Source organism: Janthinobacterium paucivorans (assembly GCF_051380805.1).
Lineage (GTDB): Bacteria > Pseudomonadota > Gammaproteobacteria > Burkholderiales > Burkholderiaceae_D > Janthinobacterium > Janthinobacterium lividum_D.
Genome location: NZ_JBNYXR010000019.1, coordinates 65,754 through 79,780, shown reverse-complemented (window position 1 = coordinate 79,780; position 14,027 = coordinate 65,754). Strand labels below are relative to the sequence as shown.

Genomic DNA, 14,027 nt, shown 5'->3' with positions numbered 1-14,027 from the left:
TGATTACAAAGACGCCATTGTAAACTGCGGCGACGCGGCTAGCGCGGCCGCGATGCAATCTGCCGCGATGCCATCAGGCATTGCTCCACCTGTTCGGCAATCGACGCCGGCACCGGCATCTCGCCGCGCAGCACGGCAGCGATCCAGGCAGCGGTGGTGGCCGCATCGCGCTCGGCGGGCAAATCCGACAAGCTCGCCACCAGCAACTGTTTTTCCACCAGCACAGTACGCTCAGCGCCATGGAACCAGTCGATCTGCTGTGCCTTGTTGGCATTGGCCACCGTCTCGCCTTCCGTGCCGCGCATCAGGAAAGCGTCGCCGCGCGCAGGATCAGAGGCGGTCAGGAAATATTCACCGAGCATTTCCAGGTATTCCGGATGCGTGTACGACACCAGGCGCAGGGCAGGCCCGGCGAAGGGCTGCATGATTTTCACCAGCGTATGCGTGCAATTGCGCACGCCCAGCACGCGCCGCAGCGACAGCATGTGTGCCAGACGCGGCGCCAGTGCATCTATCGGCAAGAAGGCCACTGCGCCGCGCGCCATGGCGGCCTCGGCTTGCGCATGGTCCAGCGAGGCCGGCACGCCCAGCGCGGCCAGCACTTCAGCCGTAGTGACGCGGCCCGGGTCGCTGGTGACGCCATGCACGAGCACGGGCGCGCCCGCGCGCGCCAACAGGAGCGCCAGCAAGGCCGTCAGATTGGCCATCTTGCGCGCGCCGTTGTAGCTGGGAATGATGATGGGCGCGAACCCGGATGCATGTTCACGTGACGGCGCAGCCACGGGCACAAAGGACGCTTCGGCTGCGTCGAGGAAACCGGCGATCTCGTCCACGGACTCGCCCTTGATGCGCATCGCCAGCAAGATGCCGCCCAGTTCCAGGTCCGACACGCGCCCCTCGAGCATGGCGCGGTACAGGGCGCGGGCGTCGTCACGCGTCATGCTGCGCGCACCGTTCTTGCCGCGTCCTATTTCCTTGATGAAACGTGCAGCGGGGAATGGCTCTCCGGCCACATCGGTATGGGGTATGGAAACAGTCGTCATGGCGCCAGCTTACACGCATTTTCCCGTGCCGACGGGCCCGCGCCGCGCTTGGACGCCTGTGCAAGGTCTTCACGCCATTTTTGCACGAGCGGCAGTGCGGCCGCAGCCAGACACGCCGCCAGGCGGCATTTCCGCTACACTAATGCCTCTTAAAGAACGCATTAGCGAAAGCCGAGCCAGAATCATGAATACGCCAGACATCGAAAATATCAACGTCACCTCCTTCGCGCCCATGCCGACGCCGGCCGAATTGCACGCCAAGCTGCCACTGTCCGAGAGCGCCTTCGACACCGTCAGCCGCGGCCGCGAAGCACTGCGTAACATCATCGACCGCAAGGACCAGCGCCTGTTCGTCGTCGTCGGCCCCTGCTCCATCCACGACCCCGCCGCCGGCCTCGATTACGCGCGCCGCCTGAAAGCGCTGCAAGAGGAAGTCAAGGATACGATGCTGCTGGTGATGCGCGTGTATTTCGAAAAACCGCGTACCACCACGGGTTGGAAGGGCTATATCAACGACCCGTACATGGACGATTCATTCAAGGTCAACGAAGGCATGGAAAAGGCGCGCCAGTTCCTGCTCGACGTGTGCGAACTGGGCCTGCCCACCGCCACCGAAGCGCTGGACCCGATCTCGCCGCAATACCTGGGCGACCTGATCGCCTGGACCGCCATCGGCGCGCGCACCACCGAATCGCAGACGCACCGCGAAATGTCGTCGGGCCTCTCGACGCCCGTCGGCTTCAAGAACGGCACCGATGGCGACATCAGCATCGCGGTAAATGCAATCCTGTCGTCGGCGCACCCGCACTCCTTCCTCGGTATTAATGCCGAAGGCAATGTGGCCATCGTGCGCACGCGCGGCAATGCATATGGCCATGTGGTCCTGCGCGGCGGTGACGGCCGCCCGAACTACGATTCAGTCTCGATCGCCATCGCCGAACAGGCACTGGCCAAGGCCAAGCTGCCGGCCAACCTGGTAGTGGACTGCTCGCACGCGAACAGCTATAAAAAGCCGGAACTGCAGCCACTGGTGATGGCTGACGTGGTCAACCAGATCTGTCAGGGCAACCGCTCGCTGGTGGGCGTGATGATCGAATCGAACATCGTTAGCGGCAACCAGAAGATCCCGCAAGACCTGTCGCAACTGACCTACGGCTGCTCCGTCACGGACGGCTGCATCGACTGGGACACCACGGCGACCATGCTGCGCGACGCGCATGCGCATTTGCTCAATCGCCCGAAGTAAACAGCTGGCGTCAGACCCCCTCTTGCGTTGGCGCTGAACCTGGCGTTACCGGCATTGAGGGTCTGACCCCAAACACCTATGCCATCTGCACATGCGGCAGCACGGCGAACGCTCCCGCCAACGCCTGTTCGGCCTTGCTGGCCGGGATATTGAGTGCATTGACATCCAGATAGATGCGCCCGTCCATGATGCGCACTGCGTACAGGCGCGCCAAGCCCTGCACAGGGGCCACCAGGCGGCCCGATTCGAGCTCGATGATCCAGCTATTGTTGGGCCCCACCAGGGTTTTCTCCATCAGCACCCCGTGCGCCAGCGGGCCTCCCAGGCAGGGCAGCGTGTCGAGCAGCGCGTACACCGTGTCATCGAAGGCGCGCAACAGCGCCACAGCGGGCAAGTCCTGCCACGCCAGGCCGCGCTGCACCATGCGCGCGCGCGCCAGCGGCATGTCCTTCAGGCGGCATATCATTTTCCATTGTTCTGGCATCGCGAACTCCCGTGAAAAAGGCACACGCTAGCCTAAGCAAGAGCGGTGCCAGCTCCAGCACCGGCAGATAATGGGAAAAACAGGGAGTAAAACGGTACGGCTGCGCACTGCGCAAGTGCACACTGCCGCCGAAATGGTGCGCCTGCCACACGGTGGATTGCCCGGCTTTCCTTTACAATGGCGGATTACTCCTCCCTACTTAGCACCTTCATGATTGTTCTTGGCGTCGAATCCTCCTGTGACGAAACCGGCCTGGCCTTGTACGACACGCAACGCGGCCTGCTGTCGCACGCCCTCTATTCGCAAGTGGCCATGCACGAGCAATATGGCGGCGTGGTACCGGAACTGGCGTCGCGCGACCATATCCGCCGCGCCATCCCGCTGCTCGATGAAACCCTGGCCAAGGCCGGCATCAGCCTGGTCGAAATCGACGCCATCGCCTACACGCAAGGTCCGGGCCTCGCCGGTGCGCTGCTGGTCGGTTCTTCCGTCGCCTGCAGCCTGGGCCTGGCCATCAACAAGCCGGTACTGGGCATCCACCATCTGGAAGGTCATCTGCTGTCGCCGCTGCTGGCGTCCGAGCCGCCCGAGTTTCCCTTCATTGCGCTGCTGGTGTCGGGTGGTCATACGCAGCTGATGCGCGTCGATGGCGTGGGCCAGTACACGATGTTGGGCGAAACGCTCGATGATGCGGCCGGCGAAGCGTTCGACAAGTCGGCCAAGCTGCTGGGCCTCGGTTATCCGGGCGGCCCCGCCATTTCGCGCCTGGCCGAATTGGGCGACCCGCTGGCGTATAAACTGCCACGCCCGATGCTGCATTCGAAAGACTTCAATTTCAGTTTTTCGGGCTTGAAGACGGCCGTACTGACGGTGGTGAAAAACCATGAAGAAAAAATCATCGCCAATATCTGCGAGCAGGACAAGGCGAATATCGCGCGCGGCTTCGTTGACGCCATCGTCGACGTGCTGACGGCCAAATGCATGGCGGCCCTCAAGCACACGGGCTTGAAACGCCTGGTGATCGCCGGCGGCGTGGGCGCCAACGCGCAGCTGCGCGCCTCGCTCAACGCGGCCGCCGCCAAGAAGCGTTTCAAGGTGTATTACCCGGAGCTGGAATTCTGTACCGATAACGGCGCCATGATCGCCTTTGCCGGCGCCATGCGCCTGCAAATCAACCCGCAGGCCGCCAAGTACGATTATTCCTTCAATGTGCGCCCGCGCTGGCCACTGGACGACATCCGCGAGATCTGATCGGCGCTTCACTCCCGCAAGAAATTGCGCGTGCCCGCCAGGGCCGCGCCCTCCACCAGCGTTTCATCCTTCTAGTCGACGCCCGCCAACTGCCGGTTGAACGCCTGCGCCAGCAAGTCCTGCAGCCAGTCCTGCAGCCAGGCGAAGGCATCGGCATGGCTGGCGCGGGGCATGGATTGAACGCGAATTCACCACCCATGCTTCCACTCTACGCCGCACTACAGGCTGCGCAGTGCGCCTTCGAGCTGCGGATAGCGAAAGACAAAGCCGTCGCCCAGCATGCGCTGCGGCGCCACGCGCTGGCCTTCCACCAGCAGGTCGGCTTGTTCACCCAGCAGGGCACGCATGAGCAATGCGGGCGTCGGCATGATGCTCGGGCGATGCAGCACCGCGCCCGCCACCTGGGCGAAGCGGCGCTGCTCGATGGCCTCTGGCGCGCAGAAGTTATACGCGCCGCTCACCGCGCCCTGTTCGCTGCGGCGCGCCAGGTGGGCGATGCCGCGGATGACATCGCGCACATGCACCCATGACATCCATTGCTTGCCGCTGCCGAGCGGGCCGCCCGCGCCGAAGCGTATCGGCAGCAGCATTTGCGGCAGCGAACCCTGGTGGCCGAAGACCAGGCCCAAGCGCATGCAGCCGACCTGCACGCCATATTGCTGCGCCTGGCGCGCAGCCGCTTCCCATTCCTGACACAGCTGCGACATGAAAATAGCTTGCGGTGCGCTGTCTTCATGAAGCTCGGTCGCGTCACCCTGCGGCTGCACGCCGTAGTAGCCGATGGCCGACGCCGACAGCAGCACGCGCGGCTTGTGCTGGGCGCGGGCGATCCACGCCACCAGGTCCTGCGTCAGCGCCACGCGGCTGCGGCGCAGGTCCGCCTTGCGCGCGTCTGTCCAGCGCAGCCCGACGATGCGGGCGCCGGCCAGATTGACCACCATGTCGATGTGCTGTGTGGCGGGCAACTCGTCGAACGCGGTGATGCAGCGCACCTGACCGTCGAACCGCCACGCGGCCTGCTTAGGCTGGCGCGTCAGCACCGTCACCGCGTGGCCGTCGGCCAGCAAGGCGGCCACCAGTTGCTGGCCAATGAAACCGGTGGCGCCCGTCACCAGCACGGACTGCGGCGCGGTGGCAAAGCTCAGCTGCTCTTTTTGCTCTGCCGTTTCCTGCACTGTGCGCCGCCCCAGCTGCCACACGGCATACGCGTCGCGCAGGCCGGACAAGCCCACACCCACGCCACATAGCGCGAGGAAGACGCTAAGCCAGCCATACGGCTGCCACACGAGGGCCGTCGGCAGGCTCGCCCATAGGCTGCTATTTAGGACCAACAGGACGATGAAGGCGCCCGCGTTAATCGCCAGCAGCGTGTGCGTGACGCGCTCCGTGGCGGGCAAGAGGCGGCTTTTATCTTCCACCACAAAATCCCACAGGGTCAGCACGATTTCTACGCCAAAGACGATCACCAGCACCCAAGCCCAGGCGCCATGCCATTCCCAGGCGGCCAGCCCCAGGAACAGCAGGCTGTAGATCAGGGCGCGCGTGGCATGGATGCTCAATTCCCGGCGCGCCGAAGTCTTTTGCGGCAGCGCCTCCGTGATTTCATGGTGGTAGATGGTGTCAAAGGCGCCAAGGCAGCCTTGCGCCGCCATCAGTTGCAGGGCCAGCAGATGCGTATTCATGGTATCTCCTTGTGATGGGCGGGCGCCGCGCTTTCGCGAAAAACGCCGACCTGGGTAAACGTCGTGCCGAACAGGGCGTGGCGAATCTCGATGCGGATATTGAACTGCTGTGGCGTATCGTTACGGTGCGACAGATAAGTCTTGCCGGGCGTGAGCACGCCGGGCAGCGGCAGGCGCCAGCCGAAAATTTCCCAAAAATAGCCATCGCTGGTGAAATGCAAATTGCCATCCTCGACGTGGAGCACGAGTTTCATGCCCAGGCCCATGCCCACGTATTCGAGCACTTCGCCGCGCTCGCTTTCAGCCATGTAGGAGGTAAAGCGGATCGGCGCGCGACCATGCAGGTGGTAGGTGCGCTGCTTGAAGATGAACGGACAAGCGGTGTGCGAATAGACTTCGATATCGACAGGGAAGTCATGATCGTCATACGGAATCAGGGTGCCGTCGATAAAGGGGCGCGTGAGCCAGCCCAGCACCTTGCCCAGGCGCGAGCTGGTCAGTTCACTGAGTTCGCCCCGATAATACAGGGGCTGGCCTGGGACGAGATTTTTCTCGAAGCGGCGGCGGATATCCGGATGCAGGGCCTGCCACTGCGTCCCCATCACTTTTTTGAACAGCTCTCCCTCGGATGGAGCGTTCATGCGTTCCCCGGCTTATTTGGCTTGCCTGGCTTGTCTTCCGGACTGAGGAACTTGGCCACCTTGCCGCCCATGGACAGCATGTGCTGCAAGGTCGCCGGTGGCAGGTTTTTATAGTCGCTGTAAGTACTGCTGAGCATTTCCAGGAAGGCCAGCACTTCGCCCATGCGCGCCAACGTCTCTGGCGCTATCGCCGCATCCTGTTCGCCCTCGATCGCGCATTCGCGCAGCACCGTCAGGGTGGGATCGATCTCGCGCCGCTTGCGCTCTTCCATGATGACGCGGAAGATTGCCCACACATCCTGCAAGGCGACAAAATGGTCGCGCCGGTCTTTCAATACGTGCGTGATGCGCACCAAGCCCCAGCTTTGCAATTCTTTCAAGCTATTGCTCACGTTCGAGCGGGCCACGTTCAGGCTGGCCGCGATATCTTCCGCCGTCAGCGCTTCGTTGGCCAGGAACAGCAGCGCGTGAATTTGCGCTACCGTGCGATTGACGCCCCAGCGGGTGCCCATTTCGCCCCAGTGGAGAATATACTTCTGCGTGGTTGGACTCAGTTCCATGGCTTTCCTTTATTTCTGTCACTACAGAAATGTAAGACGAAACAGAAACCGAGTCAAGCACGATTCATCATAACTTGGCGGGCCGCTGGCCCATGGCGCGCAGGAATTGCTGCTGCGAAGCGTGCAGCTGGGCATAACTGAGTTCGCGGTAGACCAAGCCATGGCGCGGCGCCAGCTCGGCGATGATGCGCGCCAGCGCCGGGTAGTGGCGGTGGTTCCAGGTGGGAAACAGGTGGTGCGTCAGGTGCAGATTCAGGCCGCCCAGCCAGTAGCCCAGCCAGCGCAGGCGGCGCGGTTGCGGCGTCCAGTCGCAGGCTGTGTAAAACGTATGCTGGTACCAGTCGTGCGGCAGGGTGCCGTCCGCGCCCGGCTGGAAGAATGCCACTTCGGCCCAGTGCGTGCCCAGTATCAGCGCCACCAGAGCGCACGAGGCGATCATCTGGCCGACGAAATACGCGCCCAGCACCACGCCCCAACCCATGCCGTGCTGCTGCAGCACCCACATGGGCAGCGCCAGCACCAGCGCCACGTGACCGAGCTTCCAGCCCAGGAAAGAGCGCCAGCCGCGCCAGCCCTGCAAGCGGCTGTGCGCCGCCACGGGCGTCTTGCCGAAGCGGTCCAGCCAGTCGCCATACCAGTTCAAATAAGGCAGCGACAGGGCCGCCACCACGGGCCAGTACAGGTATTGATAGCGGTACTGCGGCGACCAGCGTTGGTAAGGCGTCTGGCGTAGGAAGGGGTTAGGCTGCGTGTCGAGGTCATAGCCTTCCACGTTGGCATAAGTATGATGAAAGTGCACGTGGCGGATGGTCCAGAAATCCGTGTCCACGCCCACAGGCAAGCCCACCAGGCGGATCAGGATGCGGTTCAGGCGTCCCTGGCGAAAGACGGCGCTGTGGGCCGCGTCGTGCAGGGTATTCATGGCCAGCGCCATGGCCGTGACCAGGCAGGCGACATAGCTGCAGACAAAGCCCATGATGCTGTCAGCGCGCAGCGCCAGTACATACAACGATATCGTCAGCACGGCCAGGAAGACCGCTTTCGCATGCATGCGCAGGTCGCCAAAGCGGTGTTTTCCTTCGTCTGCCAGATAGGCGTCGGCGCGCGCGCGCAGTTCGCGGCGCAAGGCGGAGTCGCGTGCGCGCTGGAAGCGCAACGGCGGCAAGGGAGGCACAGGCGTCACGCGCGCGTCCCCGTCACTGCCGGCCACCACAGGCGGCGCGCGCCATCGAGACCATGCACCAGCAGCGCGGCCAGGCAGGCCATGCCCCAGGCATCGCGTGCGCCGTACCAGCCGAGGAACAGCAGCGGCATGACCAAGGCGATGAACACCCAGGCGATGGCGCCCCAGCGCCGTGCATCCGACAGGCCGCCCAGCGCCAGCGTGCCGGCGAAGATCAGCGCGAACAGGATCGCTTGCTGTGCGCCAGCCAGCGCCGCTTCGTGGTTCACGTAATGGATCACCAGGCCAAACAAAATCACGCCGCCAATGCCGATGAACAGCTCGGGCACGTGAAAGGTAGCGCGCGACTGGCAGTGGGGAAAGCGCGCGCGCAGCCAGCCAAATAATTTTCCATTACTGGCTAACAGGGGATTATGCGTGGCCGTCATGCCTTTCACGCCATAGCGCATTTCCACGCCCGCAAGTTCGGGCTGGAAGCTGCCGAACAGCTTATCCCACAGCAGCAGGGTGCCACCGAAATTGCGATTGAGGTAGCGCTTGTCGGTGCCGTGATGCACGCGATGGTGCGAGGGCGTGACCATGAACTTGTCGAGGATGCCGGATTTATTGACCAGCGCATTGTGGTTATACAACTGCACCGTGTAATGCAGGGACGAGACGACGAGGAAGATTTCCAGCGGTAGGCCCAGCACGGCCAGGATGGCGATGAAGGGGAAATTCGTCAGCGACGAATACCAGGAATTGCGCACGCCCAGCGACAGGTTGAAATGCTCGCCCTGATGGTGCACCACGTGCACGGCCCACAGCAGGGGGATTTTATGGTGCAGCCGGTGCATCCAGTAAAAGCACAGGTCCCAGGCAAAAAAGGCGAAGCCCCATTGCGCGGCCACGGGCCACTGGTCGACGATATGCAGGTTCACATGGCGCAGCAGCAAAGCAAACGCGGCCAATTCCACGCCACGGAACACCCACATCAATATATGCCCGGAATTGAGGTTGAAAATGACGTCTTTCCACGGCACCGGCGTCTGGCGCAGCCATTTTAGAATCAGCAGTTCGGCCAGCACGCAGGCCAGCATGACAAGGAAAGAGAGGGCAAAGGGATTCATCATGATACGGTTTGACTGGAAATGGTGCGGCGGGCAGACCAGAATAGCGGCATTTTCGCCAGCATGCCGGCGGCCAAGCCCACGGCCAGGCCGGCGGCCAGGTCGATGCTGACATGCCGGCGCAGCGCGATGATCGCATAGCAAATGCTGATCCCCAGCAGCACGGCCAGCGCGCAGCGCAGCAGGTGGCGCCTGTCGCACAAGGCCCACACGCACAGCAGTGTCAGGGCGCCATGCAGCGATGGCAGGCAGTTTTGCGTGGAGTCCGCCGCCTGCAACATACGCAGTGCCTGCGTGCTCCAGGCATTCCCGTCACCCACGGGCGGATACACGAGAGTGCTCGGGTACAGCAGGAACACTACGCCGCAGGCCAGCGCACAGAGCGCCATGGCGCGCGCCAGCCAGCGCACGCGGGCGGCATCGGCCACCAGGTAAGCGTACGGGATCAGTATGAAGAAGGATAGGTACAGCCAGATGGCGGCGTCGCTGTAGGCAATGGCGCGGTCAAGCGCCGTCTCGGGCAGCAGCATGCCCGGCCCTTGCAGCAGATCGCTGGAAAAATACACGAGGCCGACGCTGCCCCAGCCGGCCAGCAGGTGCAGCAGACGGCTGTGCAGCGTCATGCACGTGGCAGTGGAATTCATGCGCTCGCAAGGCGCCGGATGCGACGCCGTTTCATGCTGGGGTCAAACGGAGGCAGTTCGCTGCTCATCGTCCAGGCCAGGGCCTCGACCGCCACGCCCAGCCCGCGCAGCACTGCTGCCAGGTGTTCGCGCAAGGCGGCCAGGCCGGCGGCGTCCAGGGCCGCATGCAGTTGCAAGGCGCTCTCGCCCTGCTGCACCAGGCGGTAGTCGGCATCTGCTGGCAAGGCTTGCGCGAAGGCGCGCGTCAGCACGTCGGCAAACACGGCAACTGGGGCGCCACCGTTCGTCGATAACATGGATGGTAGTGATGGCAACAACAGCATATCATCACAGCGCCCTTCGATGCCGGCGATGGCGCGCGTGGCGCGGCCGCACGGGCATGGCGTGGCGCGCGCGAGCAGGATGTCATCGAGGCGGTAGCGCACGATGGGCTGCGTGATGCGCGTAAAGTCCGTAATCACGGGCACAAAACGACGTTCTTCAGCGTCGAGCCATTGCGGTTCGATGTGCACAAATTCCTCGTTCAGGTGCAGCACGCCGTGTTCGCAGCTGCTGGCCAGAAAACCCTCGGTGGCCTGGTAGATTTCATGCACGGCGCCGAACGCCTGCACGATCAGCGCGCGGTCTTGCGCTTCCAGCACTTCGGCAACCGAGATGACTTTTTTTGGCGCCAGCGCCAGGCTGCCATCGATGACGCGCAAGGCCAGCTGGCGCAGCACCTGGGCCGGCGCGACGATGACAGTTGCTTGATAGCGCGCCAGCTGCGCGCACAGGCTGTCGAACGGTTGAAACAGATCGTAGAAGGCAAACGTGAGCCACGGCGAGCGCACGGCCGTATACAGATTGCTGTTCGCGCGCAGGAACAGGGCGACTCTTTCGCCGGAAAACAGGCCCTCGGGCAGCGCCTTGGCCAGCATCACACCCGCCCATTGGGCCTTTTCGCGGGGGCTGACGGTAAACACGGCGCGGCGCGACGAGGTGCCCGATGACAGGCCCACGGTGATGTCGCCCACGGCGGGCGTGAAATCGCGGCTATGCTCGGCGGCCATGGCTGCGGCCATCGCCTGCGCCAGGGTGATGCCTGCCGTGTTCATGGCATCGAAATGCTCAAGCATCAGCGCCTTGTTCATGAATGGCCACTGCGCCAGGGGCAAGCTGCGGTAAGGCGCAAAGTAGCGGCTGCGCGCGCACAGGGTGTCGATGAAGCGCGCCAGTTGCTGCTGCTGGTAACTTTCCAGCTGCGTGCGGTCGGCAAAGCGCAGGCGGCGCGTGCGCCAGTACGACAATAACAGCCAGACGATGCGCTTCACGGGCGGCCCGCCACAGGCAAATAGTCGAGCGTATCTTCATGCGTGATGCGGATCTGCGCATTCCCCGACTGGTGCAACTGATGCAAGCGCTTCAGGGTCGCGTAATACGGCGCGCGCTTATGCTGGATGATAAACGACAACTCCGACGGCCCGCGCAGTTGCTGGAAGCTTTCCGGCACCCAGGCCGCGTCCGACGCCAGCAAGGTCCAGCCGCCCTCCTGCAGCACGAAGGCGCCGAGATGGCCGATGGCGTGGCCGGGCAAGTCGACGATGTAAATTTCGCCCGTGCCACTGACGTCGCGCCCGTGCGTAAACGGCAACAGGGACGCCGGCAAGGCCGACTCGGGCACGCTTTCAACAAAAGCCAGGCGCTCGGCGATATCGTCTGGCAGCAGTTCGGGCACGAAGGCCTGGCGCACGGCAGCAACGCCGGACAGGCGGCGCACGGCGTCCCAGCCGACTTTTGACGCCATCAGCCGCGCGCCAGGAAAGTCGCGCAGGCCGGCGATATGGTCGGCGTGAAAGTGCGACAGCAGCAGGGTATGGATATCGCCGGGCACTACGCCATGCGCGCGCAACTGGCCCCGCAGCGATTCATTCTCGTCGAAAGAAATCGGCGTCACCCACGCATACATCCGGTACACGCCCTTCGCCGTGGCGGCGCGGAAGTGTTCGGCGTAACCGGTATCCCACAGGTACAGGCCAGCGCGCGTTTCGATCAGGTAGGCGCGCGAGGGGAAGCAACGGCTGGCCAGCCCGCTGCCTTTCAAGACCATGCAGGACGGGTGGCTGCAGTGGCCAACGCGAAACGCAGTGATACTAGCCATTGCGTTCCTTGCCCACCTGCTGCGCGGCCGCTTCCTGGCGCATCCACTGGGCCGTCAAGGCGATGCCTTCTTGCAGGCTGACGATGGGACGGTAGCCGAGTACCTTGCGCGCCTTGGCATGATCGAGCGTCATGTCGAAACTGAGCGCGCCGACGCTGTAGGGCGTGAGAGCAGGCTCGCGCCGCGTAAAACGCGCAGTGAACTGCATCAGACGGGCAAGCAGCGCCAGCACGCGATATGGCACGCTAACGATCTCGAACGGCTGCTGCAGATGCTCGCAAAACAGGCTGCGCAAAATGTCGCACAGGCGCGCCGGTTCGCCGTTCGTAATATTGAAGGCGGCGCCCGAAACGATGTTCTTGTGCACGGTGGCCAGCCACATCGCGTGCACGACGTTGTCGACATAGGTGACATCGATGCTGACCGCACCGCCCCTGGGCAGTGGCAGCTTGCCGCCGCGCGCCTGCAGCACGCGCGCCAGACGCGGGATCAGCACCTGGTCGTGCGGGCCGAAGATGGCGCGCGGGCGCAGGATCACGCACGTCATGGCGCGATGACGGTCCACCGACTCCTGCACCAGCTTTTCCGCCATCGCCTTGGAGCGCGCATAGGCGTTGACGAAAGTGTCGGGGCGGAAGGTTTCCGGTACCTCGTAACGGTTGCGATAATCGAAATACATGGCCGGCGTGGAAATATGCACGAAGCGCGCCACGTGCACGCTGGCGGCCGCGCGCAGCAGCTGGCCCGTGGCCGTGACGTTGGCGGCGATGAAATCGCACTCGGGGCCCCACGGCGACGACAGCGCGGCGCAATGCCAGACAGTGTCCATGCCACGCACCAGCTCATCGACCTGGCGCGGCGATGCTTGCGCCAGGTCGAGCGCGACGAATTGCGCGCCCATTCGTTCGAGTTCGCGTCCCACGGCGACGTTACGGCCGGTGGCGCGCACTTCCACCCCCTGCGCCAGCAGGGTACGCACGGCATTGCGCCCCAGCCCGCCCGTCGCTCCCGTGACCAGTATCCGCCTCATCACATTACCTTCACAGATCAAGAATCATGGCACCGATGGTCAGGCCTGCGGCCGTGCCCATCATCAACAAACGCTGGCCCGCCACGGCCCGCCCCGTCATCACCGCCTCGTGCAGGGCGGTGGGCAAGGACGCGGCCACCTGGTTGCCATGCGTTTCAAATATCTTGATGATTTTAGCATCGGGGACATCGAGGATACGCGCCGCGTGCGCCAGGCCCAGCGGGCTGGCCTGGTGCGGCACAACCACATCGACGCGCTCCAGACCGGCACCCGATTCCTGCATGAGTTCAGCAAGGAAATCTGGCATCACCTTGACGGCCAGGCGGAACACGGCCTTGCCATCCATGCGAAACAGATAGTCGCCCGGTTCGCAGCCGTTGCGCGGATTGCGCTCGGTGCCGCCACCGCGGATTTCGCAGTAGCGCCGCCCTTCCGGATACGTGCCCATCTTGTAGGCGCGGATGCCGGCGCTGCCGTCACCACGCTCGACGATGACGGCGGCGGCGCCGTCGCCAAAGATCATCGACGCTTCCGGCTCGCTCCAGTCGACCCCGCGCGAGGCGAGGTCGGACGAGACGATGGCGATGCGCCGGTAGGCGCCGCCGGCCAGCATGGAGGCGGCCACGCGGAAAGCGGCCATGAAACTGAGGCAGCTGGCATTGACGTCGAAGCTTTGCGTACCTGACGGCAATCGCGCGTGTTCGGCAATGAAACAGGCGGTGTTGGGCAAAGCTTGCTCGGGCACGCCGCAGGCACAGATCAGCAAGTCGATGTCGGACGGACGCAGGCTGGCGTTCTTCAGCGCGTCGAGCAGGGCGGCGGCGCCAAGCTGGCTTTGCGACTCATCGGGCGCGGCGACAAAACGCGACAGCACTCCGCTCTTGCGCAGGGTGTAGCCGGCCGGATGGCCCAATTTCAGGTCCAGGCTTGCCGAGGTCACACTATGCGAGGGAACGGCTTTGCCCGTCGCGATCAGGCGAACTGGAATCATGTCAGCTTTTATAAGTTGGTGCGCTA

General features: G+C 63.7%; 14 protein-coding genes. 2 read left to right on the top strand and 12 right to left on the bottom strand.

The features are described 5' to 3' along the window. Positions 1–38 precede the first annotated feature (38 nt). Positions 39–1,043, bottom strand: coding sequence for a DNA-binding protein YbiB (gene ybiB / locus ACQ4V8_RS19870; RefSeq protein ID WP_436572056.1), 1,005 nt, complete (start codon positions 1,041–1,043; stop codon positions 39–41). A gap of 184 nt (positions 1,044–1,227) precedes the next feature. On the opposite strand from ybiB, the gene ACQ4V8_RS19865 reads away from it, so the two are divergent. Then, positions 1,228–2,289: a 3-deoxy-7-phosphoheptulonate synthase gene (locus ACQ4V8_RS19865; RefSeq protein ID WP_010401169.1), complete on the top strand. Its 1,062-nt coding sequence runs from the start codon at positions 1,228–1,230 to the stop codon at positions 2,287–2,289. A 76-nt stretch (positions 2,290–2,365) separates the two neighbouring features. Here ACQ4V8_RS19865 and ACQ4V8_RS19860 read toward each other — a convergent pair whose 3' ends face one another. Next, entirely contained in the window at positions 2,366–2,773 is a 408-nt protein-coding gene (locus ACQ4V8_RS19860; protein WP_436572055.1) for a nitrite reductase (NAD(P)H) small subunit, read from the bottom strand. Positions 2,774–2,983: 210 nt separating this feature from the next. Between ACQ4V8_RS19860 and tsaD the strand changes: the two genes are divergently transcribed. Then, entirely contained in the window at positions 2,984–4,024 is a 1,041-nt protein-coding gene (gene tsaD / locus ACQ4V8_RS19855) for a tRNA (adenosine(37)-N6)-threonylcarbamoyltransferase complex transferase subunit TsaD (protein ID WP_436572054.1), read from the top strand. A 218-nt stretch (positions 4,025–4,242) separates the two neighbouring features. Here the strand turns inward: tsaD and ACQ4V8_RS19850 are convergent, their stop codons facing one another. The 10 genes from ACQ4V8_RS19850 to ACQ4V8_RS19805 form a co-directional block, all read right to left on the bottom strand. Continuing rightward, positions 4,243–5,706 (bottom strand): TIGR01777 family oxidoreductase, encoded by a 1,464-nt coding sequence (locus ACQ4V8_RS19850; RefSeq protein WP_010401174.1) that lies wholly within the window; start codon positions 5,704–5,706, stop codon positions 4,243–4,245. Further along, a complete protein-coding gene (locus ACQ4V8_RS19845; protein WP_436572053.1) occupies positions 5,703–6,347 on the bottom strand; it encodes a DUF4166 domain-containing protein in 645 nt (214 codons plus the stop codon). The genes ACQ4V8_RS19850 and ACQ4V8_RS19845 overlap by 4 nt, the downstream gene beginning before the upstream one ends. Further along, positions 6,344–6,907 (bottom strand): GbsR/MarR family transcriptional regulator, encoded by a 564-nt coding sequence (locus ACQ4V8_RS19840; protein WP_436572052.1) that lies wholly within the window; start codon positions 6,905–6,907, stop codon positions 6,344–6,346. The genes ACQ4V8_RS19845 and ACQ4V8_RS19840 overlap by 4 nt, the downstream gene beginning before the upstream one ends. A gap of 67 nt (positions 6,908–6,974) precedes the next feature. Beyond that, complete coding sequence (locus ACQ4V8_RS19835; protein WP_436572051.1) at positions 6,975–8,090, bottom strand: acyl-CoA desaturase; 1,116 nt, start codon at positions 8,088–8,090, stop codon at positions 6,975–6,977. Further along, complete coding sequence (locus ACQ4V8_RS19830) at positions 8,087–9,202, bottom strand: sterol desaturase family protein (RefSeq protein WP_082261036.1); 1,116 nt, start codon at positions 9,200–9,202, stop codon at positions 8,087–8,089. Before ACQ4V8_RS19830 ends, ACQ4V8_RS19835 begins: the two co-directional genes overlap by 4 nt. Then, complete coding sequence (locus ACQ4V8_RS19825) at positions 9,199–9,843, bottom strand: phosphatase PAP2 family protein (protein ID WP_436572050.1); 645 nt, start codon at positions 9,841–9,843, stop codon at positions 9,199–9,201. Before ACQ4V8_RS19825 ends, ACQ4V8_RS19830 begins: the two co-directional genes overlap by 4 nt. Continuing rightward, positions 9,840–11,153 (bottom strand): F390 synthetase-related protein, encoded by a 1,314-nt coding sequence (locus ACQ4V8_RS19820; RefSeq protein ID WP_436572049.1) that lies wholly within the window; start codon positions 11,151–11,153, stop codon positions 9,840–9,842. Before ACQ4V8_RS19820 ends, ACQ4V8_RS19825 begins: the two co-directional genes overlap by 4 nt. After that, positions 11,150–11,980, bottom strand: a complete 831-nt coding sequence (locus tag ACQ4V8_RS19815; RefSeq protein WP_043462728.1) for an MBL fold metallo-hydrolase — start codon at positions 11,978–11,980, stop codon at positions 11,150–11,152. The genes ACQ4V8_RS19820 and ACQ4V8_RS19815 overlap by 4 nt, the downstream gene beginning before the upstream one ends. Beyond that, positions 11,973–13,010, bottom strand: coding sequence for an NAD-dependent epimerase/dehydratase family protein (locus ACQ4V8_RS19810; protein ID WP_196855051.1), 1,038 nt, complete (start codon positions 13,008–13,010; stop codon positions 11,973–11,975). The genes ACQ4V8_RS19815 and ACQ4V8_RS19810 overlap by 8 nt, the downstream gene beginning before the upstream one ends. A 10-nt stretch (positions 13,011–13,020) precedes the next feature. Continuing rightward, positions 13,021–14,001: a 3-oxoacyl-[acyl-carrier-protein] synthase III C-terminal domain-containing protein gene (locus ACQ4V8_RS19805; RefSeq protein ID WP_010401186.1), complete on the bottom strand. Its 981-nt coding sequence runs from the start codon at positions 13,999–14,001 to the stop codon at positions 13,021–13,023. Positions 14,002–14,027 lie beyond the last annotated feature (26 nt).